We start from the raw sequence: 21,662 nt of genomic DNA, 5'->3' as shown, positions 1-21,662 counted from the left end.
CGTGAGCCTTTTCCGGTCAGGCTAACCATTTGACTGGTAGGAGATGGCTTCAGATCCGTCTTTGTCGGGCACTTCCTTTTCGTTCAGGTCGGCCGATCTGAGGGGAAATGTTCCGGAAGCTTTAGAGGTCGAACAATGTCCCGTTTCGCAGTCGCATCTGCCATTTTCCTGAGCGCCGCGCTGGTCGGCACGAGTGCCTGGGCGCTTGATCCGGGTCCGGGCGTGGGGCGTGCCGGTCCCGGCGTCCGTCCCGGTCTCGGCGCCCCGGGTGCGGGCGCTCCTGGCGTTGGCGTCCGGCCGGGTGTCGGCGTCGGTGCCCCCGGCGTCGGGGTCGCCCCCGGCACGCCGGTGACGCGCTCGATCGCCCGCCTGCCCGCCGGCTGCGCCAACGCGCGCTATCGGGGCTACGACGCCTTCCACTGCGGTGGCGTCTATTACCGGCCGGTGGTTCAGAACAACACCACCGTCTACGTCATCATCGACTGATCCGCTTGAGCGCATCCCGTCCGGATCGGTCCGGTCCGGACGGGAGATGCGCGCTTACTCCTTTGGCAGGCGAAAGGCGACGAGGGCGTCGCCGAGCCGCTTGCGCAACAGCGAACTGCCCCCCGCCGCGATCACCAGATACTGCCGGCCGTCCCGCTCGGAGACGAAGGTCATCGGCGTGGCGGCGCCATCGAACGGGATCTCGTGTTCCCAGACGATCTCGCCAGTCCAGGCGTTGAAGGCACGAATCTTCGAATCCATCGTCGCGGCGATGAAGACCAGCCCGGTTGCGGTTGCGATCGGGCCGCCGATGTTCGGGCTGCCCCATTTTTCGGGGCCGGTCAGGCCGAGCGCCAGCGGCACCTCGCCCAGCGGCACCTGCCACCGGGTCGCGCCGGTGTCGATGTCGATGGCCGTCAGCTGGCCCCATGGCGGCGCGTTGCAGGGGATGCCGAGCGGCGACAGCAGCACGCCCCGGCGCATCATGTAGGGGGCGCCTTTCTGGCGGCCGAGCTCGCCGCTGCCCGCCGGATCGTCGGCCGCCGGGATCAGCCGCACCCACTGCACGAGATTCATCACGTTCCCGATCACCAGCCGGCGGACCGGGTCGAAGGCGACGCCGCCCCAGTTCGAGCCGCCGCCGTAGAACGGCATTTGCACAGAGCCGCGCACGCTCGGCGGTGTGAACAGGCCGTCGGCGCGGTAGCGCTCGGCCTCCTGCCGGCACCACTCCCGGTCGATGGGGGTGATCCCCCAGGCGTCGCGCGGGGCGAAGCCCTGCGTCGCGATCGGCTTCGGCAGCACCGGCACCGGCTGGGTCGGCGAGGTGTGTTCGCCGGGAACGTCGGTCTGCGGCACCGCCTGTTCGCGGGTCTCGAAGCGGAAGGCGCCGCTGTCGCGGTCGAGCACGAACAGCTGTCCGGTCTTGGTGGCCTGGACGACCGCCGGATAGCGGGTGCCGTCGTCGATCTGGTCGGCAACCACCGGCTGGGCGGGAAGGTCGGTGTCGAACAGGTCGTGGTGGGTGAGCTGGCGCACCCACAGTTCCGATCCGGAGCGGGCGTCGAGGGCGGCGACGGCGTTGGTCGCCTCCAGGTTCGGCGACCGGTCGCCGCCCCAGTAGTCCGGGCTCGGAGAGGTGGTCGGCACGAATAGCGTCGCCGTCTCCGGATCGAGCGACATCGGCGCCCAGGCGTTGGCGGCGCCGGATTTTGCCCGGTACCGGTCCGGGATCGGGTTCCACGCCCATTTCTCGGCACCCGTGCGCACGTCGAACGCGCGCACCACGCCGTCCGGCATGTCGACGGTCTGGTTGTCGCCGATGGCGGTGCCGACGATCGCCAGATCCTCGAAGATCACCGGCGGCGAGGTGACGTTGACGACGCCGGTCCCGAGCCGCGGATAGTCGTCGTTCAGGTCGATCACGCCGCCGGTCCCGAAATCGGTGCAGAGCGTGCCGGTGGCGGCGTCGAGGGCCAGAAGTCGTCCGTCCAGCACCGGCGCGATGATGCGCCGCGCGCAGGGTTCGCCGACCCCGCCGCCGCCGTCCCAGTAGCTGACGCCGCGGCAGATCAGCGAATGCTGCTGGTCGTAGTCGCGCGGCAGCGGTGGATCTGGCTCGAACGACCACAGCTGCCGCCCGGTCTCCGCCTCCACCGCAATGACGCGGTTGTAGGGCGTGCAGACGTAGAGCCGCCCGTCGGCGTAGATCGGGTTGGCCTCGAAGGTGGTGGCGCGGGTGCCGTCGCCGCCGTCGGAGAAGTCGCCGGTGCGGAACGTCCAGGCGACCTCCAGGCGGTCCACGTTGTCGGGGGTGATCTGGGTCGCGGCCGAATACTGGCCGCCCCCGGGTGCGCCTCCGTAGGTCGACCAGCCCTGGGCGCGGGCTGGCGTGGCGGCCAGCAGCACCGGGAGCAGGAGCGCGCCGACGAGCGGCCATGCGGAAAGGTGCCGGCGGGCGGTCACCGGAACCGGTCCCGTCGTGCGCGCCGGACGGCGGAGGCGGCCGCGAGCGCCGCCACGAAACCGATGAAGGCCGTGCCGGTCGCCAGCACTGCCGCCATCACGGCCGGCCCCATCGCCACGTTGTCGAAGACGCCGTAGACCATCATGGTCGTCACCGCCACGCCGAACACGAACCAGATCAGAAAGCCGAGAGCGCAGACGATGAGCATCGTCGGTCTCCTCTGCCGGTCGCTTGTGGTCCGCCCATCGTTCCGCCCCCGCCTGGTCGTGTTTCGTCCGGCCTGATCGCCCATCATGACAGGGCCGGCGGCGATCCTGTCAACGTCGCAAGGCGCGGCGCCGTCTCAGGCGCCCGCTTTCGGGGCCCCATCCGTGTGTCCGGACGCCCATCGGCTGCTGGCGCGCCCGGCGGGCGTCAGCAGGCCGCAGAAGAACAGATCCAGGGCCTTCTCGAAGGCGGCGCGCGGCGTCAGCCCGGTACGGACCAGGACGTCCGGATCGTGCACGCCCTTGATCACCTGCAGCCAGTATTCGACCAGAAAGACGACGTCGACGTCGGCCCGGACCATGCCCTCCTCGATGCCGAGGGCGAGAATCCGGCCGAACACGATCGGGATGTTGTGCTCCTTCAGCCGGTCGATCTCCCGGCGGATGGTCGGCGCGTGGCGCTCGAGGTCATCGAGGAAGTCGGGACCCATGACGCCGAAATGCTCCGCGATGAGGAGCAGGACCGCCTCGAACTTGGCGGGAAACGGCAACGGGCTTGCGAAGACCTCGCCGGCCTGGCGGCGGATCGTGGCGCCGGTCGCCGCCACGATGGCGGCGGCGAGGGCTTCCTTGGACGGAAAGTGGACATAGAGCGTCTTCTTGCTCATGCCGAGCGCGAAGGCGAGCTGGTCCATGGTGAAGCCGCTGTAGCGCCCCTTGATCAGCATGTCGCGGGCCGTCGCCAGGATCCGGCCAGCCGGGCCGTCGTCCAGGTCGATCGGAGGAAGAGAGGCGGGTTCGATATCGATGGTTCGGCTGCTCCCTGGCGGGCCCTGTCGCCCGCGCCGATGTCACAAGGTCACAGAAATCCGGACGAAGGTGCCGGGCGCGCCGCGGCCGCAAGATGCGGCAGCGTCTCCCGGTCCGTGTCCCAAGGCGTTTCCAGGCGAAGTCGACATCGGGCCGCCGCCCGGAAACGCCGCAAGGGAACGCTAGCTCGCCGCGGGCCGGATGACGGCGTCGACGTAGGCGCCGAGTGCAGACAGTTCGTCGGGTGTTCCGCGCGCGGCGATCACCTGATCGGGTCGCACCAGCACCCACTCGGCCCTGTCGACGCGGTAGCGCTTGCGGGCTGCGCTTCCCGGATCGTGTTCGTCGTCGAGGACGACGATGGTCAGCGCCTCCTCGACGCCGGCGACGACGCGGGACACATCGATCGGCGCGCCGGGCCTCGGAAACAGCAGCAGCGCATGGCCGGTTCCGCTGAGAAGCGGCCAGAGGGCGCGCTTGCCGCCCGTCGCGTCGATGAAGTCGTTGTCGAGGGCGCGGGTGCCGACGTCGGTGCGGCGGGGCCGGCGCGGCGGCGCGCCGAGCGCGACCAGCGGGCCCTCCCTGTAGACGATCGCCGTTTCCGACAGCTCCATCTGAAGCTTCTTCTGGGCGGCGGGAAGATGGCCGATCAGCGTCGCCGCGACGTCGCGGGCGACTGTCGCGAAACGGCTCGGCGCGAACGCCGCGTGCAGCTTCTGGGCGGCGCCGGCGACGACGTCGTGGGCGACCGGCCGGCGTTCCGGCTCGTAGCTGTCCAGCAGGATCTGCGCATTGCCGCGCCCGGTCAGGACGTGGCCGAGCTTCCAGCCGAGGTTGAAGCCGTCCTGGATGCCGGTGTTCATGCCCTGGCCGCCGGCCGGGCTGTGGATGTGGGCGGCGTCGCCGGCGAGGAAGATGCGGCCGACGCGGTATTTCGCGGCGAGGCGCTCGTTGGTGCGGAAATGGGAGAGCCAGCTCGGATCGCTGAGGCGGGTGCCGGGCGGGCCGTGGCGGTCCATGTGCCCCTGCAGTTCCTCAACGGTCGGCGTCGAATCGTCCGACGGGTCCTGGCGGGCGGCGAAGATCCGCCAGACCTCGGCGCCGAACGGAAACAGCGCGACCGTGCTGCCGCCGTGCCACCAGATGTAGATGCTGCTGCGGTCGAGGTCGCTGCCGTCGGATCCGCCGCCTTTGATCTTCACGTCGCCGAGGATGAACATCTGCGGCTCGGTGTAGCCCTCGAACTCGATCTTCAGCGATTCGCGGACGAAGCTGCGGGCGCCGTCGCACCCGGCGAGATAGGCGGCGCGTACCACCTCCTCGCTGCCGTCGGGGCGCTTCAGGGTGGCCGTCACGCCCTCGCTGTCCTGGTCGAGGCCGACCAGCTCGACGCCGCGCTCGATGGACGTGCCGAGGGTCTCCAGATGGTCCGTGAGGATTTCCTCGGTGACCGATTGCGGCAGCAGCAGCGGATACGGGTAGGGGCTGTCGATCCCTTCGCCGACGGACAGGGTAGCAAGCTTGCGGGCTCCGTCTCCGGCGATCAGCGCCTTCAGCCGCGTCCCCGACGCGAGGAACGTGTCGACGACGCCCATGCCGGACAGCACCTCCAGGCTCGCGCTCCAGACCGCCAGCGCCTTCGACACCTCGGCCGGGGCGGCGTTTCTGTCGATGATCCGAACGTCGATGCCATAGCGGCGCAGCATGATGGCCAGCGTGAGGCCCGTCGGTCCGGCGCCGATGACGAGCACCGGCACGTTCATTCCATTTGTCATCCGTCTCTCCCCCCAGCCTGCGCGAGGCTGCTTGCGTGTCGTTGCGCGCGTCCTGGCGGCAAGGCCAGAACGGACCTGTGGCATCCCGGTACGCGGCACAAAGGCGGACAGAGGCGAGGCAGGCCGGGGCATCGAGCCGTTCGGCTGCCTCGGCGATCCGGCAAGGGTCGACCGGGCACCGGGCGCTCGCAATCGGCGGCGACCGGACGGTGGTGTCCTTTGGAAACGCAAGAAACCATATCAGTTTCCAACGTTTCCGCAAGCAGCATTTGCCGTCGCCGTGGCGACCGCGCCGCGGCGGCTATTCCCCCGTCGCCTGCGCCGCGATCCCCGCGAACACCGCGTCGAGTTCCTTCGCCAGCGCCGCAAGGTCGGCGCCGCCTTCGTCGGCGTAGGCGGCGAACACGAAGCTCGGGGTCTTGTAGGAGAGCGTCGCCGTGCCGTCGGCGTTCTCCGTCAGGTAGAGGCGGATCGGCGCCTCGATGCCGGCTGCAACGCTCGCCGCCAGCATCCGGCGGGCATAGTCGTTGCGGTAGACGCCGATCACCCGGTTGCCGGGAATGGTGATGCCCTGGCCCCTGGCCCCGTCCGATGCGCTCGCCTGGGTGACGAGGCCCATCTTGGCGTCGGTCACGGCGGTGCGGGTGCGCTCGACCAGCTCGGCGAAGGAATGGTCGGTGTCGATCACCACCCAGCCCTCCCGCGGCGCGACGGCGGCCGCAGCCTGTGCTACCGGGGCCATCACGGTGGCCAGCAGCAGCGTGCAGGCGAGGGCGACGGTTCGGATCATGGGTTGGTCCTTTCGGGTGCGGCGACGGCAACGGGGCCGTGACGGGGTCCTGAGGAGTGCGCAACGGGCGGATCGATGCCGAGCCCGGCGCGGGCGTAGGTGCCGGCGGTGGAGCCGAGGAAGCCGAAGACGAGCCAGCCCCAGCCGTGCAGGCTGCCGGAGACGATGCCGCCGACCAGTCCGCCGATGTTGCAGCCAAAGGCGAGACGGGCGCCGTAGCCCATCATCAGCCCGCCCGCGAGCGCGGTGGCGATGTCGCGCGGGCCGATCCTGAGGGTCGGGGCGAACCGCCCGGCCAGGCCCGCCGCCAGCATCGCGCCGGCGATGATCGCGAAGTCCATCACCGAGGTGGCGTCGGCGAACACCGAGCGCTCCACCGCCCCCATCTGGCCCGACCAGTAAGGCCAGGTCTCGATCGGGACGCCGAGCGCGTGGGCGATCTTGCCGCCCCACAGCGTGAAGCCCGAGGTGATGCCCCAGGGCCGCCCGAGCACGACGAACGTCGCGATGCCGACGCCGGCGAGCACCAGCGCCCCCACCGTGGTCGACCACGGGCCGCCGAGCACGAAGCCCATGCGCCGCGGAACGTGCACCGGGCCGGCCCGTTCGCGGACGAGGGTCATGGCAGCGATCGCTGTCAGCACGCCGGCGGTTGCCAGGAACGCCGGCAGCGGTCCCCACAGCGTCACCAGGCTCAGTGCGGGCAGCGCCGGCAGCGCGTGCCATGCTTCCAGATGCGCGGTGGCCAGGAAGGAACCGGCGACGAAGGCCGCCAGCGTGACGACCATCCGCGTCGAGCCGCCGCCGACGGCAAACAGCGTGCCGGACCCGCAGCCGGCGCCGAACTGCATGCCGAGGCCGAACAGGAAGGCGCCGAGCGCCGTGGCGATGCCGAACGGGAAGACGTAGCCCGAGGCCGGCATGCCGATCGCGGCGCCGTGAGCGAGCAGCGGAAACGACACCGCGGCGGTGGCGACGATCAGCAGCGCCTGGGCGCGGATGCCCTCGCCGCGCCGCTCGCGGACGACGGCGCGCCACGACGAGGTGAACCCGAAGGCTGCGTGATAGAGCGCCACCCCGGCCACCCCGCCGATGGCGGCAGCCGCGGCCAGCCGCCATCCGCCCGCGAGCGCGCCGGCCACTGCGATGGCGGCAAGCGCGGCCAGGGCGGTCGCGATCACCGGCGCGTGGGTGCGGGGAAGCGGGCTTGCCAGGGACATTCTCGGGCCTCGGAGCGGGCGCCGCCATGGTCCGCAGCATCGGACCGGCTTTCCGCCACTATAGGGCGCGCTGCGCGCCCGGCTCGCTCAACACCGCGTGACGCGGGCGCGCGGCCGTCGCCGGACCGGGCGCGTGGCGGGCTACCTGCGGCTCGGCCTACCTGCGGCTCGAGAGGGCGGCACCGATGGCGGTGCCGCAGCCGATGCCAATGGCAAGTCCGATGGCCAGATCTCCGATGGCGCCCCCGAGGGCCGTCCCGATTCCGGCTCCGACCGCGATCCCGAGCCCCATGTTCGATCCCTGCGTGCACATGTCTGCTCTTCCGATCCGTCCTTCTCCACCGCTACGCCGTCGCGCCGCATATCGTCCCGTGCAGAGCCGTCGGTCGCAGCCTATCAGGTCGGCGGCACTGCAGGAAGGCGGCGATCTTGGCCTCGATCACCGGGGCACGCCGCCGGAGCAATCGTGCGGGACCGGCCGGCCGCTTCCGGCGGTTGGCACGGCGCCCTGCGGCGCCATTTTGGGTTGCGCTCCAACGGCGTTTTCCTCCGCAGCGTTCTGGACACCGCGGAAACTTCCCGCGTTGCTGAAAGCCGGGCGTGGGGGCGGTCGCCAAGCGCCATTTGCGGCGAGGGGTTGCAGCTGCTATTGTATTTCGAACAATATGTTCAAATACGAACCGGAGGCGAAGCGATGAATTTCACCAGGCGCAGTTTCATGCAGTCGGCGGTTGGCGGCGCCGCGCTTCTGTCGTTCCCGTTCGGCGCGCGCGCGGCGACGACGTTCAACTTCATCACCCCGTTCTCGTTCTCCCTGTCCTTCGCTCCGGTGCTCTATGCGGCGGCTGCCGGCTACTACGAGGCCGAAGGGCTGGAGATGAATGTCCAGTCCGGCAAGGGCGCGGCGCTTGCCGCCCAGATGACCATCGCCAAGCAGATGGACTCCGGCCGCACCGGCGGCACCAACTACATCGTCTCGCGGGTCAACAACGACGCGCCGCTGACGTCGATCGCCACCATCGCGCAGTTGTCGCCCTTCTTCCTGATCTCCTCGAGTGCCGATCCGGTGAAGACCGTGGTCGACGTGACGGGCCGCACCGTGGGCATGGCGAGCCTCGGCGGCTCGATGGAGGCGACCCTCGACCTGATGCTCTCCGACGCCGATATCTCGCCGGACACCGTGAACAAGGTGAAGGTCGCCGATTCCGCCGCCTCCTATGCCCTGATCGAGGCGGGCCGGGCCGGCGCCTTCATCGGCAACACCTCCTCGATGGTCACCGCCAGCTCGGTGCGTGACGACGTCGTGGCGGTCCCGATGGACGACGGCATGCCCGGCCAAGTCTATGTGGCACGCCCCGACGAAATCGAGGCCAACCCCGACAAATTCGTGGCCTTCCTGAAGGCCACCCACAAGTCGGCGCTGGAAATCGTCGAGGCGGACGACCTCGCGCCGATCCTGAAGACGATCGGCGACAAGTTCGAGGTGAACGGGCTGTCGAACATGGAAACGGCGCAGAAGGATCTGCGCGCCAACTCCGAGAACTGGGCGGCGAAGGGCAACGACAACATCCTGCGCAACGTGCCCTCGGTCTGGGAGCATGCGGCCGCGACGCTGTTCAAGACCGGCCTGATCGACAAGGAGGTTGCCGCGACCGACCTCTACACCAACGAGCTGCTCGACCAGGCCCTGAAGGGATGATCGACGACGACGTGGCCGACATCCGCCTGCAGGGTGTCGGCAAGACCTTCGGCGAAGGCGAGGGGGCGGTCCAGGCGATCGGGAACGCCACCCTCGACATGCCGCGCGGCGACTTCGTCTCGCTGCTCGGGCCCTCGGGCTGCGGCAAGACCACGCTTTTGCGCATCATCGCCGGGCTTGAGAGCCCGAGCGAAGGCGAGGTCGTCGTGCGTGGTCTTCCGGTGTGGACCGGCGGACGACGTTCGGCGGAGGCGACCAGGCCGGTCGCGATGATGTTTCAGGAAGCGCGCCTGTTTCCCTGGTTCACCGTCGCCGAAAACGTGGCGCTGCCGCTGCGCCTGCAGGGCGTCGGCAAGGCCGAGCGCACCGAGCGCGCGCATGTGCTCTGCGAAACCGTCGGCCTCGGCGGGTTCGAGGGCGTGCGGCCTTCCGCGCTGTCTGGCGGCATGCGTCAGCGCGCCTCGCTCGCCCGGGCGCTGGTCACCCAGCCCCAGGTGCTGCTCCTCGACGAGCCGTTCGGCGCGCTCGACGCCATGACCCGCGACACCCTCAATCTGGAGCTGATGTCGGTCTGCGCGAAGGCGCAGGTGACGACCATCCTCGTCACCCACTCCATCAACGAGGCGGCGTTCCTGTCCGACCGCGTCGTGGTGCTCGCCGCCCGCCCGGCCCGCATCACCGAGGTGGTCGATATCCCGTTCGCGCGTCCGCGCACGCTCGACCTGCAGCAGACGCCAGAGTTCCAGGACATGCTCAAGCACCTGCGCTCCGGCCTGACGGGGGCCCACTGATGCGCAACGAACGCTTTCTCCGCATCGCCCTGCCGACCGCGACCGTCGTCGCATTCCTGGTTCTCTGGACGCTCTACGTGCGGATGGCGGACGTCTCGGCGTTCATCCTTCCGACGCCGCTTGAAATCGTCACGGCGTTCGTCGCCCTGGTGGCCGACGCGAAGGTCTGGCACCACGCCTGGGTGACCGTCATCGAAGCCGTGTCGGGGTTCGTCATCGCGGTCACCCTCGGCATCGTCCTCGGCCTGGCGCTGGCGCGCCTGCGCATGCTGGAGTGGGCGGTGAAGCCCTTCATCGTGTGCTTCCAGCTGATCCCGAAGATCGCGCTGGCCCCGCTGTTCATCCTGTGGTTCGGCTTCGGCCTGGAATCGAAGATCGTGATCGCGGCGGCGCTGTCCTTCTTCCCCGTCTTTTCCAACGCCCTCATTGCCTTCCGCTCCATCGAGCCGGGTGATCTGGACGTGTTCACCATGCTGCAGGCGCGGCCGGCCCAGCGGTTCCTGTTCCTGGACCTGCCGACCGCCTTGCCGGTCATCCTCGCCGGTTGCGAGGTGGCCGTGGTGATGTCGATGATCGGGGCCATCGTCGGCGAGTTCATCGGCGGCAACGAGGGTCTTGGCTATCTGGCCGTCGCCATGCTGCAGGAACTCCGGGTGCCGGATCTCTTCGCGGTGATCGTGCTGCTCACCCTGATCGGACTGTCGCTCTACACCGTCATCTCCAGCCTGCGCGGCTGGCTGACGCCGTGGCACGCTTCGGTCGCCAAGCCGGGATAGTCTTCTGCGGCCATCCGCTCGGAAACGGCCCTACAGGTGGCGCTCGAGCAGCTTGTGCACCCTGCGGCGTTCCCACGGCGACGAGATCTGCTGCGTCTCCACGGTGGCGGGGTAGATGCAGTCGCCCTCGGGGGCGGGGTCGAAGCGGAACGTGCGCTTGGCGCCGATCGAGAGCGCGTCCGAGCTGTGTGAGGCGACCACGATCAGTTCGAACGACTTGAAGACATCGGCGGGATGGTCGTCCCGGTTCGGCAGGTCGGTCGTCTGGCGGGTGCGCCGCACGAGGTGGCCGAGGGTGCCGATGTCCATGTAGTCGCCCTGGCACAGCGGCCCCTGGTTGGTGGCTGACGGGCCGCTCGGCTGGTCTCCGCTGCTTTCCAGACCCTCCACGTCGGTCACCGCCATCATCCAGCTGCGCTCCTCGGTCTTCAGGACCGCGAGGATGCTCTGCAGATAGATGGGCTCCTGGCTCATGTTGCTGACCAGGCAATGGGCATTCAGGCCGACGCCGGCGCCGCGGTTGATCAGGATGCGCGGCCTGCGCTGGCGCAGATAGGCCATCAGGATCAGGTGCAGGTAGACGAACCACACCGCCAGCATCGCGAGGTTGATGAAGACGTTGAGGGTCGCGCTCTCGGTTTCGATCCAGTTCAGCATGGCGCGTCGTTCGCTCCCGGCCAGAGCGTTTCCAGGCGAAGTGGATACCGGTTCGCCGTCCGGAAACGCGGCAAGACACCAGAGCGTTTCCAGGCGAAGTGGGTACCGGTTCGCCGTCCGGAAACGCGACAGAACGAGGCTTGGAGCGGGCCGGTCGGCCTCTTGAAACCGGAACCGCTCCAGGCCTGAGAGCGACGTAACGCGATGTGCGCGCAATGGTTCGCGGGCCGGCGAGGGCGGAATGGCGCCTATTCGGGCCGGATGACGGCCGTCACCAGCACCAGGGCGATGCCGACGAGGACGAGCTTCCAGGCGTCGGCGCGCTTGCGGAACCCGGGAACCCCGAACGGGCGGATCGCCTGGGCGATCATCGCCAGCACGATCAGCAAGGTGACGATCTTCGTCATGAGGCGGCCCGCCGGAGCGGGGCGGCCGGCGCGTCGAAGCGTCCCGTGGGCACGGCGCAACTGCGGATTGCGTCGGCGGGTGCAAGCGGACACCATGGGGCGGCGATCCCCGATCTCCGTTCCGTCTTCCCGGGAGCTTCCATGCTGTTCGACACCTCGCTTGCTGAGACCGATCCGTTGCGCCAGCGTCTGCGCGCGGACATCCGCGCCGACGAGACGCAGATGGCCCGCCGGCTGATCGATGCCGCGACCCTGCCGGCGGATCAGGTCGACCGCATCTCCGAGCAGGCCCGCGCGCTGGTGCGCGGCGTGCGCTCGGGGCGAGTCGGCCGCGGCGGCATCGATGCCTTCATGCACGAATACGAGCTGTCCTCAAAGGAGGGCGTCGTCCTCATGTGCCTGGCGGAGGCGATGCTGCGGGTGCCGGACGCCCACACGCTGGACCGGCTGATCGAGGACAAGATCGGCACGGCGGAGTGGGAGAACCACCTCGGCAAGTCGGACTCCTTCTTCGTCAACGCCTCCACCTGGGGGCTGATGCTGACCGGCCGGGTCGCCCGGCTGGACGACAACGAGGGCCGCGATGCGCGCGCCGTCCTCGGGCGGCTGATCCACCGCGCCGGCGAGCCGGTGATCCGCCGCGCGGTGCGCGAGGCGATGCGCATCCTTGGCCGGCAGTTCGTCATGGGCCGCACCATCAAGGAGGCCCTGTCGAACGCCCGCGACGCGGAGGAGGACGGCTACCGCCACTCCTACGACATGCTCGGCGAGGCGGCGCGGACGATGGCCGACGCCGACCGCTACTTCGATTCCTACGCCGGCGCGATCCGCGCCATCGGCAAGGCCGGCAAGGGCCGGTCCGGGCCCGAGGCGCCGGGCATCTCCGTCAAGCTGTCGGCCCTGCACCCGCGCTACGAGTTCGCCAAGCGCCACCGGGTGATGACCGAGCTGGTGCCGCGGCTGGCCGAGCTTGCCCTGATGGCCAAGGAGGCCGGCATCGGCTTCACCGTCGACGCCGAGGAGGCCGACCGCCTCGACCTCTCCCTCGACGTCTTCGAGGCGGTGGCGCTGGATCCGCGGCTTGCCGGCTGGGACGGCTACGGGCTCGCCATCCAGGCCTACCAGAAGCGCTGCCTGGCGCTGATCGACTGGCTGGAGGGACTGGCCGGGCGGGCGCAGCGCCGGCTTTGCGTGCGGCTGGTGAAGGGTGCCTACTGGGACAGCGAGATCAAGTGGGCCCAGGAACGCGGCCTCGACGGCTATCCCGTCTTCACCCGCAAGGTGCTGACCGACGTCTCCTACATCGCCTGCGCCCGGAAGCTGCTGGCCGCCGAGACCGCCTTCTACCCCCAGTTCGCCACCCACAACGCCCACACCGTGGCCACCATCCTGGAGCTTGCCGGCAATCGCCGCGACTACGAGTTCCAGCGGCTGCACGGCATGGGCGGCGCGCTCTACGAGCAGATCGTCGGCCCGGAGGCGATGGACCGGCCGTGCCGCATCTACGCCCCCGTCGGCACCCACGAGGACCTGCTCGCCTACCTCGTGCGCCGGCTCCTGGAGAACGGCGCCAACTCGTCGTTCGTCAACCGCATCCAGGACGAGAAGCTGCCGATCGACGCCATCGTCGCCGACCCGATCGCCCAGGCGCGCGGGCTGGTCTCCTTCCCCAACCCCAACATCCCGCTGCCCGGCAACCTCTACGGCGACGCGCGGCGCAACTCCGCCGGCCTCGACCTCACCGATCCGGCGGCCCTGGCGCCGGTGGCCGAGGCGATGGAGGCCCATGCCGCCACCCAGTGGCACGGCCGGCCGTGCGTCGGCGGCGTGCTGGAGGAGGGCGAGGCGCGCCAGGTGGTCGACCCCGCCAACCACAGCCGGGTGATCGGAACGGTGGTCGACGCGACCCCGGAGCTCGCCGAGCGCGCCCTGGAGCGCGCGCACCGCGCATTCCCCGGCTGGGACGCGACGCCGGCCGACGCGCGCGCCGCCATCCTCGAGACGGCCGCCGACCTCTACGAGGCGCACCTGGCCGAGCTGTGCGCGGTGTGCGTGCGCGAGGCCGGCAAGACGATGGCCGACGCGGTGGCCGAGGTGCGCGAGGCGGTGGACTTCCTGCGCTACTACGCCCACCGCGCGCGGCTCGATTTCGCCGAGCCGGAGGCGATGCCCGGACCCACCGGCGAACGCGACGAGTACTGGCTCGCCGGCCGCGGCGTGTTCCTGTGCATCTCGCCTTGGAACTTCCCGCTGGCGATCTTCACCGGCCAGGTGGCGGCGGCGCTCGCCGCCGGCAACGCCGTGCTCGCCAAGCCGGCCGAGCAGACGCCGCTGGTGGCGGCCCGCGCCGTGGAGCTGCTGCACGAGGCCGGCGTCCCCGGCGACGTGCTGCACCTGCTGCCGGGCGACGGCGCGGCGATCGGCGGGGCGCTGCTGCCCGACCCCCGCGTCTCCGGCGTCGCCTTCACCGGCTCGGTGGAGACCGCCCACATCATCAACCGGGCACTCGCCGCCCGCGACGGCGCCATCGTGCCGCTGATCGCCGAGACCGGCGGCCAGAACGCCATGATCGTCGATTCCACCGCGCTGCCCGAGCAGGTGGTGGTCGACCTCTGCGCCTCCGCCTTCCAGTCGGCCGGCCAGCGCTGCTCGGCCGCCCGGGTGCTGTTCGTCCAGGAGGACGTGGCCGAGCGGACCCTCGCCATGCTGAAAGGCGCCATGGCCGAGCTCGCCGTCGGCGACCCGTCGGATCTCGCCACCGACGTCGGCCCGGTCATCGACGGGGAGGCCAAGGACGGCCTGGAGGCCCACATCGCCCGCATGGAGGCCGAGGCGAAGCTGATCGCCCGCGCCCCCGCCACGCCGGCCATGGAGGCCGGCACCTTCGTCGCCCCGGTCGCCTTCGAGATCGCCTCGCTGGACGTGCTGAAAAAGGAAGTCTTCGGCCCGGTCCTGCACGTGATCCGCTACAAGGCCGAGCGGCTCGACCAGGTGATGGACGCCATCACCGCCACCGGCTTCGGCCTCACCATGGGGCTGCACACCCGCATCGACACCACGGTGGAGTGGCTGCGCCGGCGCTCGGCCGCCGGCAACCTCTACGTCAACCGCAACATGATCGGCGCCGTCGTCGGCGTGCAGCCGTTCGGCGGCGAGGGGCTGTCGGGCACCGGCCCGAAGGCCGGCGGGCCGCGCTACCTCGCCCGCTTCGCGGTGGAGCGGGTGATCTCCATCAACACCACGGCGGCGGGCGGGAATGCCTCGCTGATGAGCGTCGGCGACGATCTGCCGGGGTAGATCGTCTCGCCCTCACGCGGGTCGCTGCGCGTACCGCGTCGCGGGGCGCCTCAGCGCGCCACGATTTCCGGCCCCATGAGGGCGTTCGGGATCGCCGTGGACAGGAACGGCGCGTAGGTGACGATGATCAGGAACAGGAAGAGCACGGCGACGAACGGGGCCGCGGCCCTGACCACCTGGACCAGGCTCATCCCCGTGATGCCGGAGGTCACGAACAGGTTCAGCCCGATCGGCGGGGTGATCATGCCGATCTCCATGTTCACCACCATGATGATGCCGAGATGGATCGGGTCGATGCCCAGCTCCATGGCGATCGGGAACACCACCGGTGCGACGATGAGGAGCAGGCCCGACGGCTCCATGAACTGGCCGCCGATCAGAAGCAGGATGTTTATGGCGATCAGGAAGGTGAACCAGTTGAAGCCGTAGCTCAGCAGAAGCTCGGTGATCGCATCGGGAATGCGCTCCGACGTCAGGGTATGGGCGAACAGGAGCGCGTTGACGATGATGAACATCAGCATCACCGTTGTCTTCGAAGCATCGACCATCACCTTGCGCGTGTCCTGATGGACCAGCGCCGGGAAGAAGCCGAGGCCGATGGCCTTCAGGTTGCGCCCCCAGATCGAAAGCCCCCGGACGAGCGAGCCCGGCACGGCCGCGATCCCGCCTTCGCCGCGCCAGAGCGGGTAGGCGGTCAGGATCAGGACGACGCCCGCGAGGCCCACCACGGCGCGAATGCCGATCGTCGTCTCTCCGGCCTCGCCCATGGCGAAGAAGGAGAGAATGAGCCACACGAACAGGAAACCCACCGCGTAGACCATGGCCTTGAATCCGATGCGCTCGCGTCGGTCGCGGTGTGGCAGGATCCACGGGACGCCCTTCAGCGGGCCCATGTCGCGGTAGACGAAGAGGGCAATGAAGGCGGAGTAGACGGCGGCGACCGCGGCGGCCTCGGTGGGAGTGAACACGCCTCCATAGATGCCGCCGAGGATGATGACGATGAGGAAGACGCCCCATCCGGCCTCCTTGCCGCCCTCGATGATCTCGTGAAAGCCCTTCCATTCCTCCGCCGGCAGGTTGCGCCAGCGCGCAACGATGTAGATGGCGATCATCAGCATCAGTCCGGCGACGAGGCCGGGCAGAATCCCCGCCAGGAACATGCGCCCGACGGAGACGTTTACGGCGGCGGCGTAGACCACCATCACGATCGACGGCGGGATCAGGATGCCGAGCGTGCCGGCGTTTGCGATCACGCCGGCGGCGAACTCCTTCGAGTAGCCGACCTGGCGCATCCCGGCGATGGCGATCGTGCCGATCGCAACGACCGTGGCCGGCGACGAGCCGGACAGGGCGGCAAACAGCATGCAGGCCAGCACCGAAGCCATCGCCAGGCCGCCCCGCAAATGGCCGATGGTGGCGATCGCCAGGCGGATGATGCGGCGCGCGACCCCGCCGGTCGACATGAAGGCCGACGCCAGGATGAAGAAGGGGATGGCGAGCAGCGTGTAGTTCTGGCTGGCGGTGAAGAGCTGCAGCGCCACCGAACTCATCGAATCGTTGGAGTGGAGCGCGATGGTCAGAACCGACGCCAGCCCGAGCGAGATCGCCACAGGCACGCCCAGGAACAGGAGCGCGAAGAGAACGATGAAGAGGAAGAGCGTTTCCATGGCCGGCTCAGTTCTCGACCGCGTTGCGGTTTTCCGCGACGAGGTCTTCCGCCTCGTGCCCGGCGACGATCAGCTCGCGCCGGCCCTGGGCGATCTGCACCATGGCCTGGAGCGAGCGGAACGCGAGCAGCGCCAGCCCGACCGGCAGCATCAGATAGGCGACCCAGCGCTGGACGCGGTCCTGCAGCCCGAAGGCCTCCTGCATCCAGAGCGGATAGCGCAGCTCGTCGAGGCCGGTGCCGCGATCGAACATGAAGGTCCAGTAGCCGATGGCGCCGCTCTGGCGCCAGTTGGTCGAGACGTCGGCGCCGAGCCACGCGAGCCAGCCGGAATACAGCAGCAGCATCGCGTAGACGAAGGTCGCGAACGCGCCGAACAGCGCGGCGGCCTTGAACAGGGGGCGGGGAAAGCTCCGGATGATGGCGTCGACCCCGAGGTGGATACCGGTCTTCACGCCATAGGACATGCCGAACAGGATCAGCCAGGCAAACAGGATGCGCGTGGCCTCCAGGGCGCCCTGCCAGCCGGAGTTGAAGCCGTAGCGGGCGATCACCTGGACGAAGGAAATCAAGGTGATCGCCGCCATCAGGATGGCGATGACGTTCTCCTCGAAGCGGTCGACGGAAACGGGGAACCTTCGTTCGGCCAGGAACAGAACGACCACGATCACCAGCAGCGTGATCGTCATGCCCATCAGTTCCATCGGGTGTCTCCCCAGCTTCCCCGGTGCGATGTGAAGGTCGCGGCCGGCCCGATCGGACGGGCCGGCCGCTGAAGCGAATCTGCCGCCTGTCTAGTTGGTCGCGCTGTAGGACGCCGCCGTCTCGATGACGTCGGCGCCGATGTCACCTTCGAACTGCTGCCAAACCGGCTTCATCACCGAGACCCAGGCTTCACGCTGCTCCGGCGAGAGCTCGCGGATGGTCGACTTGGCGTCGACGATCGACTGGCGGCAGCCGGTCTCCTGCTCGGCGACCTGCTGGTTGGCCTGCTTCAGCGTGTCGGTCAGGATCTGGAGGAACTGGCTGCGCGTCTCGTCGTCCAGCGAGTCCAGGAACTCCTGGCTGGTGATCACGCCGTAGGCCAGCAGCTGGTGGTTGGTCTCGGTGATGCCGTCCTGCACCTCGAAGAACTTCTGGGTGTAGATGTTGCACCAGGAGTTCTCCTGTCCGTCGACGACGCCGGTCTGCAGCGCGCCGTAGACCTCCTTGAATGCGAGCTTCTGGGCGGAGGCGTGCAGCGCCTCGATCATGGCGACGGCGACGTCGGAGGTCTGCACGCGGAACTTCAGGCCGGAGGCGTCCTCGGGCTTGATCAGCGGCTTGTTGGCGGAGAATTGCTTGAGCCCCGACGCGATGTAGCCGAGCCCGACATAGCCCTCGTCCTCGAGCGAGGCGAGCAGGCCGCGGGCGTCCTCCGAGGCCATGTAGGCGTTGGCCGCGTCGATGGAGGAGAACAGGAACGGCAGGTCGAACAGGCGGAGCTTCTTGGTGTAGGCCTCGAACTTGGACAGCGACGGCGCCGCGAGCTGGACGTCGCCGAGCAGCATGGCCTCCATGACTTTGTCGTCGTCGTAGAGGGTGGAGTTCGGGAACACCTCCATGCAGGCCTTGCCCTCCATCTGCTCGTTGATGTTCTTGGCGAGCAGGCGGGCGGCGTCGCCCTTCGGATGGCCGCTGTCGGCCACCACGTGGCTGAACTTGATGACGGTCTCGCCGCTGTCGCAGCCGGCCGGATCGGCATGGGCCGCACCGAACGAAAGCGCGAGCGCCACGACGGAGGCGGATGCAGCCAGGATCGTCTTCTTCATGAGTGTCTCTCCCTCTGTCTGACGGCCGGCGTGCGGACCGTCCGGTGATGGCATTCGGCCGGCCAGCCGGCCGGCGCGTCGACATCGATTTTGGGACCGTTGGCCGCTGGCGCGTCCGCAGAGCTTCATCGTCTCTTTTGCCGGCGTCGCGGCGCGATGTCTCCCGCCATCGCGATGGTCGAGTGTGCGCGAGGGACGGTCCGGTGGCAACCAGAGATAAGGGGGCGCCGCGGAGCCTTGTTTCCGCTCGCGCGAGCGCCTTTGGGGCCGCGTTGTTTCCATCCTCCGCTCAGCCCCGAACGAGATCCAGAAGGCTGGCGCCGGGCGTCCAGTGGGCGGCGCGCCAGCCGGCCTTGCGGGCGCCGTCGACGTTGGCCGGCGTGTCGTCGACCAAGAGCAGCGCCGGCCCGGGGCAGCCGGCCTGGCGGGCGGCGGCGTCGTAGAAGGCGCGGTCGGGCTTGCGGGCGCCGACGGCGGCCGAATAGACGATCCCGTCGACGTGGTCGGCGAGCGCCAGCCCGCGCATCAGGTGCGCGGCGCGCAGATGCTCCTGGTTGGTGGCGAGCAGCACCCGCACGCCGTCGCGCCGGAGCGCCGCGCAGTCGGCCAGGACGGCCGCGTCGACGCTGGCGTCGCGGGCGAACCAGTAGTCGACGAACCGGTCCGGGGTGACGTCCGGCGCCAGCTCCGGCAGGCACGCGGCGAGCGCCTCCTTCAGCGGCCGCCGGCCGGTGACCACGTCGTCCCAGTGCGGCACGAAGAAGCGGGCGCGGAACGCCTCCAGCCGGATGCCGAGATCGCGGTGGATGTCGTCCGCCCAGCTGCCGCCGCCGGCCGGGCGCGCATGCACCACCACCCCGTCGACGTCCAGCATCACGCACTCGATCAAGGTTTTTCCCCCGTGGCGGCCCGGCTTCCCGTGCCCCCTTCTAGAGATCCGGGGAGACGCTGGAAACCGGGGGAGGGGCGGTCGGCCTGCACGGGGGGCCCGGCCGGGGCCGGGCCGGCGAATGAGCGTTCGACTCCGGCGCCCCGATGACCGACAGTCGGCGGGAAGATCCGGTCGGCGGCATGCGGCGTGCGTGCCCGCCCGCGCGCCGGCCGACCCCTGGAGGCCACGTCCATGTGCTGGGGGCTGTCCGCATCGCTGACCATGGTGGGCATCGGCACCGCCGCCACCGTGGTGACCGCCGCCCAGCGGCGCCCGGCGGCGATCCCGGTGGTGATCGGCTACTTCACGGCGATGGAGGGGCTGCAGGCCGCCGGCTATCTGGTCGTCGACCAGTGCGGCAACCCGGTGAACCAGGTCATCACCTTCCTCTCGGTGCTCCACATCATCTTCCAGCCGTTCTTCATCAACGCCTTCGCCATGGAGCTCGTGCCGGAGCCGGTGCGCCGGCGGGCGCGGCTGGCCGTCTACGCCGCCTGCGGCCTGTCGGCGGCGGTGATGCTGATGCAGCTCTATCCGTTCGACTGGGCGGGGGCCTGCCGGCCGGGCAGCTCGCTCTGCGGCGCGCAGCTCTGCACGGTGTCCGGCGAGTGGCACATCGGCTGGGAGGTGCCGTTCAACGGCATGATGATCCCGCTCGAGCAGCTGCTGGGCATCCCGGCCGCCTTCCCGACCTACGCGCTCGCGGTGTTCGCCGTTCCGCTGGCCTACGGCGCCTGGCGGTTCGTGCTCTTCCACGCGCTCGCCGGCCCGCTGCTGGCGAGCCTGCTCACCAGCGACCCCAACGAGATGCCGGCGATCTGGTGCCTGTTCTCCGTCGGCATCGTGATCATCAGCCTGAGCCCGTGGATGTGGCGGCGGTTCGAGCGGCGGCCGCGGGCGGCGGCCTGATTTGGTCCGCTCACGCCGAATGCGCTTGCGCGCATCGGCGGTTCGGTCCGCTCACGCCGAGCGGGCTTCGCTCGCCGGCTCCGGGGGGCGGCCTCCGGCCGGCGGACGGTCGTCCGCTGGGGGTGCGGTCCGGATCGGCGGAGCATGGGGGCTCCACGAAACACACCGGGCCTCTCCGCATGCCTCCCACCAGCGCGCGACCGCGCGCCGCCCGATAGGGCGCCCTCCCGGAGCCGATGCGCGCAAGCGCATTCGGCGTGAGGGGCATAAAACACCCCAAGCACCTTCGTCCCCGCGCCGTCTCCGGCCGGGGGTGTCTCGAAGCAGGGATCGGTGGGGCGCGGAACGGCGGCCATCCGATTGTATTTTTTGCGGTCGCCTTCCGACGCCCCACCCAGACGTTCGAACCGATGCAGCCACCCTTCTCCCAAGGGCGGAAGGAGTAGGACCTTCCACCCCTCCACCGGGCAGCGGACGCCGCGCAGTCGCACAGCACCTCTACTAGGGGCGGCTTGCGAGAGCCGCGTCTTCGAGGCCATGCGCGGCGCGTCCCGCCTTTTGTCCCAGCGGACACCACACGCCATCGGCCCACCGAGCCCGCCCGTCCGTTACACGCGCTGCAGCCCGGCCGTCAGGTCCTCGACCCACGTGGCGGACGGTCCGGCACGGCTCCCAGTGGGTTGAGCGACAAGCGGAGGATACGGGAGGTTGGAGGGGGCGGGGATAACATCGGGATGCTGCGTTGCGCCCTTATCCGACGCCGAAGCGAAGCACCGCTCTTCCCGAACTAGGCACGTAGACCGCCGCATTCTGACGCGTTTCACGCTAAGGTTTAGCCAGCATGAAGCGAATCAAATAACCTCGGTTGCGAGTCTGCCGTTCCTCGGCGTGGAACTAATGCAGCGTTACCATCCTCCTAAGGAAATTATCTATGGCTATGGATTTCAACAGTCTTTCCCGGCCAAAGGGTAGCACAGCGCCGACCGACCCATTCGAGATCTTCGCTAAAACTCCCAATCTTCCGGATGTGCCAAACGATCTCTGGAAGGGGCAGGCAGAGGCATTAAGCAGTTGGCATGCGAACCGCACCGCTGAAGACAACGTCGTTCTTTTGAACACTGGCGCCGGCAAGTGCATTGTTGGTGTGCTGATGGCTCAAAGTCTGGTGAATGAAGGCATAGGTCCAGTAGTCTTCGCCTGCGCCACAATCGACTTGATCGAACAGACGGCACGAGAATGTGAGCGATTGGGACTGCGGTACACGAAGCGCGCCCAAAGCAGTTTCTCCAATGATCTGTTCGAAACCGGCAAGGCATTCTGTATCACGACTTACCAGTCTCTGTTCGTGGCCAAGACCACGTTTAGCGGCGCTTAGAGTCGGACTCGAAACTCATGGAGCGCGGGCCAGACGTCTTGCGAGGAGCATGACGGAGGCGGCGTGCAGGAAGGCTTCAGCCGAGGCGAT

Annotated in this window: 19 protein-coding genes; 7 read left to right on the top strand and 12 right to left on the bottom strand. The window is 69.2% G+C overall.

The window, feature by feature from the left end; all coding sequences use genetic code 11:
* Window positions 1–135: 135 nt before the first annotated feature.
* The gene (locus ACSSVZ_RS25795) at window positions 136–486 is read left to right on the top strand and encodes a hypothetical protein (RefSeq protein ID WP_453973729.1); all 351 of its coding nucleotides are present in this window, start codon (window positions 136–138) and stop codon (window positions 484–486) included.
* 54 nt (window positions 487–540) lie between these two features.
* Here the strand turns inward: ACSSVZ_RS25795 and ACSSVZ_RS25790 are convergent, their stop codons facing one another.
* The 6 genes from ACSSVZ_RS25790 to ACSSVZ_RS25765 all read right to left on the bottom strand — a co-directional run bounded on the left by ACSSVZ_RS25790 (window position 541) and on the right by ACSSVZ_RS25765 (window position 7,253).
* Window positions 541–2,451: a pyrroloquinoline quinone-dependent dehydrogenase gene (locus tag ACSSVZ_RS25790; protein ID WP_453973727.1), complete on the bottom strand. Its 1,911-nt coding sequence runs from the start codon at window positions 2,449–2,451 to the stop codon at window positions 541–543.
* Complete coding sequence (locus ACSSVZ_RS25785) at window positions 2,448–2,660, bottom strand: hypothetical protein (RefSeq protein WP_453973726.1); 213 nt, start codon at window positions 2,658–2,660, stop codon at window positions 2,448–2,450. Before ACSSVZ_RS25785 ends, ACSSVZ_RS25790 begins: the two co-directional genes overlap by 4 nt.
* 135 nt (window positions 2,661–2,795) lie before the next feature.
* A complete protein-coding gene (locus tag ACSSVZ_RS25780; protein ID WP_453973739.1) occupies window positions 2,796–3,404 on the bottom strand; it encodes a TetR/AcrR family transcriptional regulator in 609 nt (202 codons plus the stop codon).
* A 246-nt stretch (window positions 3,405–3,650) separates the two neighbouring features.
* Entirely contained in the window at window positions 3,651–5,243 is a 1,593-nt protein-coding gene (locus ACSSVZ_RS25775; protein ID WP_453973724.1) for an FAD-dependent monooxygenase, read from the bottom strand.
* A 301-nt stretch (window positions 5,244–5,544) separates the two neighbouring features.
* Window positions 5,545–6,033: a DUF302 domain-containing protein gene (locus ACSSVZ_RS25770; RefSeq protein WP_453973722.1), complete on the bottom strand. Its 489-nt coding sequence runs from the start codon at window positions 6,031–6,033 to the stop codon at window positions 5,545–5,547.
* Window positions 6,030–7,253 carry a YeeE/YedE family protein gene (locus ACSSVZ_RS25765; protein WP_453973720.1) on the bottom strand — a complete coding sequence of 408 codons (1,224 nt, stop codon included), beginning with the start codon at window positions 7,251–7,253 and terminating at the stop codon, window positions 6,030–6,032. The genes ACSSVZ_RS25770 and ACSSVZ_RS25765 overlap by 4 nt, the downstream gene beginning before the upstream one ends.
* 694 nt (window positions 7,254–7,947) lie before the next feature.
* On the opposite strand from ACSSVZ_RS25765, the gene ACSSVZ_RS25760 reads away from it, so the two are divergent.
* Genes ACSSVZ_RS25760 through ACSSVZ_RS25750 form a run of 3 tightly spaced genes read left to right on the top strand, consistent with a single transcriptional unit; the run spans window position 7,948 to window position 10,519 of the window.
* Entirely contained in the window at window positions 7,948–8,952 is a 1,005-nt protein-coding gene (locus ACSSVZ_RS25760) for an ABC transporter substrate-binding protein (protein ID WP_453973718.1), read from the top strand.
* Complete coding sequence (locus ACSSVZ_RS25755) at window positions 8,949–9,743, top strand: ABC transporter ATP-binding protein (RefSeq protein WP_453973716.1); 795 nt, start codon at window positions 8,949–8,951, stop codon at window positions 9,741–9,743. The genes ACSSVZ_RS25760 and ACSSVZ_RS25755 overlap by 4 nt, the downstream gene beginning before the upstream one ends.
* A complete protein-coding gene (locus tag ACSSVZ_RS25750) occupies window positions 9,743–10,519 on the top strand; it encodes an ABC transporter permease (RefSeq protein WP_453973714.1) in 777 nt (258 codons plus the stop codon). Before ACSSVZ_RS25755 ends, ACSSVZ_RS25750 begins: the two co-directional genes overlap by 1 nt.
* A 30-nt stretch (window positions 10,520–10,549) precedes the next feature.
* Here the strand turns inward: ACSSVZ_RS25750 and ACSSVZ_RS25745 are convergent, their stop codons facing one another.
* On the bottom strand, window positions 10,550–11,176 hold the full coding sequence (locus ACSSVZ_RS25745; protein WP_453973712.1) for a hypothetical protein: 627 nt from the start codon (window positions 11,174–11,176) through the stop codon (window positions 10,550–10,552).
* A gap of 248 nt (window positions 11,177–11,424) precedes the next feature.
* Complete coding sequence (locus ACSSVZ_RS25740) at window positions 11,425–11,583, bottom strand: hypothetical protein (protein ID WP_453973710.1); 159 nt, start codon at window positions 11,581–11,583, stop codon at window positions 11,425–11,427.
* 141 nt (window positions 11,584–11,724) lie between these two features.
* Here ACSSVZ_RS25740 and putA point away from each other — a divergent pair, with 141 nt between their 5' ends.
* Window positions 11,725–14,880: a bifunctional proline dehydrogenase/L-glutamate gamma-semialdehyde dehydrogenase PutA gene (putA, locus tag ACSSVZ_RS25735; protein WP_453973708.1), complete on the top strand. Its 3,156-nt coding sequence runs from the start codon at window positions 11,725–11,727 to the stop codon at window positions 14,878–14,880.
* A 50-nt stretch (window positions 14,881–14,930) separates the two neighbouring features.
* Here putA and ACSSVZ_RS25730 read toward each other — a convergent pair whose 3' ends face one another.
* The 4 genes from ACSSVZ_RS25730 to ACSSVZ_RS25715 form a co-directional block, all read right to left on the bottom strand.
* A complete protein-coding gene (locus ACSSVZ_RS25730) occupies window positions 14,931–16,547 on the bottom strand; it encodes a TRAP transporter large permease (RefSeq protein WP_453973707.1) in 1,617 nt (538 codons plus the stop codon).
* A 7-nt stretch (window positions 16,548–16,554) separates the two neighbouring features.
* Entirely contained in the window at window positions 16,555–17,250 is a 696-nt protein-coding gene (locus ACSSVZ_RS25725) for a TRAP transporter small permease (RefSeq protein WP_453973706.1), read from the bottom strand.
* Between the two features lie 90 nt (window positions 17,251–17,340).
* On the bottom strand, window positions 17,341–18,357 hold the full coding sequence (locus ACSSVZ_RS25720; RefSeq protein WP_453973704.1) for a DctP family TRAP transporter solute-binding subunit: 1,017 nt from the start codon (window positions 18,355–18,357) through the stop codon (window positions 17,341–17,343).
* A gap of 289 nt (window positions 18,358–18,646) precedes the next feature.
* The gene (locus tag ACSSVZ_RS25715; RefSeq protein WP_453973703.1) at window positions 18,647–19,231 is read right to left on the bottom strand and encodes an HAD-IA family hydrolase; all 585 of its coding nucleotides are present in this window, start codon (window positions 19,229–19,231) and stop codon (window positions 18,647–18,649) included.
* A gap of 249 nt (window positions 19,232–19,480) precedes the next feature.
* Here ACSSVZ_RS25715 and ACSSVZ_RS25710 point away from each other — a divergent pair, with 249 nt between their 5' ends.
* Window positions 19,481–20,197: a DUF5765 domain-containing protein gene (locus tag ACSSVZ_RS25710; protein WP_453973702.1), complete on the top strand. Its 717-nt coding sequence runs from the start codon at window positions 19,481–19,483 to the stop codon at window positions 20,195–20,197.
* Between the two features lie 931 nt (window positions 20,198–21,128).
* Window positions 21,129–21,572 carry a DEAD/DEAH box helicase family protein gene (locus ACSSVZ_RS25705; RefSeq protein ID WP_453973700.1) on the top strand — a complete coding sequence of 148 codons (444 nt, stop codon included), beginning with the start codon at window positions 21,129–21,131 and terminating at the stop codon, window positions 21,570–21,572.
* The last annotated feature ends 90 nt before the right edge of the window (window positions 21,573–21,662 follow it).

Source organism: Amorphus sp. MBR-141 (assembly GCF_053628695.1).
The sequence above is the reverse complement of the archived record's forward strand: the minus strand, read 5'-3'. Positions and strand labels throughout refer to the sequence as shown.

What these genes read in the sequence shown, in the direction of transcription:
- ACSSVZ_RS25785 (WP_453973726.1), bottom strand. Translation starts at nt 2,660, where the DNA reads ATGCTCATCGTCTGCGCTCTCGGCTTTCTGATCTGGTTCGTGTTCGGC.
- ACSSVZ_RS25795 (WP_453973729.1), top strand. Translation starts at nt 136, where the DNA reads ATGTCCCGTTTCGCAGTCGCATCTGCCATTTTCCTGAGCGCCGCGCTG.
- putA (WP_453973708.1), top strand. Translation starts at nt 11,725, where the DNA reads ATGCTGTTCGACACCTCGCTTGCTGAGACCGATCCGTTGCGCCAGCGT.
- ACSSVZ_RS25710 (WP_453973702.1), top strand. Translation starts at nt 19,481, where the DNA reads ATGTGCTGGGGGCTGTCCGCATCGCTGACCATGGTGGGCATCGGCACC.
- ACSSVZ_RS25720 (WP_453973704.1), bottom strand. Translation starts at nt 18,357, where the DNA reads ATGAAGAAGACGATCCTGGCTGCATCCGCCTCCGTCGTGGCGCTCGCG.
- ACSSVZ_RS25745 (WP_453973712.1), bottom strand. Translation starts at nt 11,176, where the DNA reads ATGCTGAACTGGATCGAAACCGAGAGCGCGACCCTCAACGTCTTCATC.
- ACSSVZ_RS25730 (WP_453973707.1), bottom strand. Translation starts at nt 16,547, where the DNA reads ATGGAAACGCTCTTCCTCTTCATCGTTCTCTTCGCGCTCCTGTTCCTG.
- ACSSVZ_RS25770 (WP_453973722.1), bottom strand. Translation starts at nt 6,033, where the DNA reads ATGATCCGAACCGTCGCCCTCGCCTGCACGCTGCTGCTGGCCACCGTG.
- ACSSVZ_RS25705 (WP_453973700.1), top strand. Translation starts at nt 21,129, where the DNA reads ATGGCTATGGATTTCAACAGTCTTTCCCGGCCAAAGGGTAGCACAGCG.
- ACSSVZ_RS25725 (WP_453973706.1), bottom strand. Translation starts at nt 17,250, where the DNA reads ATGGAACTGATGGGCATGACGATCACGCTGCTGGTGATCGTGGTCGTT.
- ACSSVZ_RS25765 (WP_453973720.1), bottom strand. Translation starts at nt 7,253, where the DNA reads ATGTCCCTGGCAAGCCCGCTTCCCCGCACCCACGCGCCGGTGATCGCG.
- ACSSVZ_RS25755 (WP_453973716.1), top strand. Translation starts at nt 8,949, where the DNA reads ATGATCGACGACGACGTGGCCGACATCCGCCTGCAGGGTGTCGGCAAG.
- ACSSVZ_RS25750 (WP_453973714.1), top strand. Translation starts at nt 9,743, where the DNA reads ATGCGCAACGAACGCTTTCTCCGCATCGCCCTGCCGACCGCGACCGTC.
- ACSSVZ_RS25740 (WP_453973710.1), bottom strand. Translation starts at nt 11,583, where the DNA reads ATGACGAAGATCGTCACCTTGCTGATCGTGCTGGCGATGATCGCCCAG.
- ACSSVZ_RS25715 (WP_453973703.1), bottom strand. Translation starts at nt 19,231, where the DNA reads ATGCTGGACGTCGACGGGGTGGTGGTGCATGCGCGCCCGGCCGGCGGC.
- ACSSVZ_RS25775 (WP_453973724.1), bottom strand. Translation starts at nt 5,243, where the DNA reads ATGACAAATGGAATGAACGTGCCGGTGCTCGTCATCGGCGCCGGACCG.
- ACSSVZ_RS25760 (WP_453973718.1), top strand. Translation starts at nt 7,948, where the DNA reads ATGAATTTCACCAGGCGCAGTTTCATGCAGTCGGCGGTTGGCGGCGCC.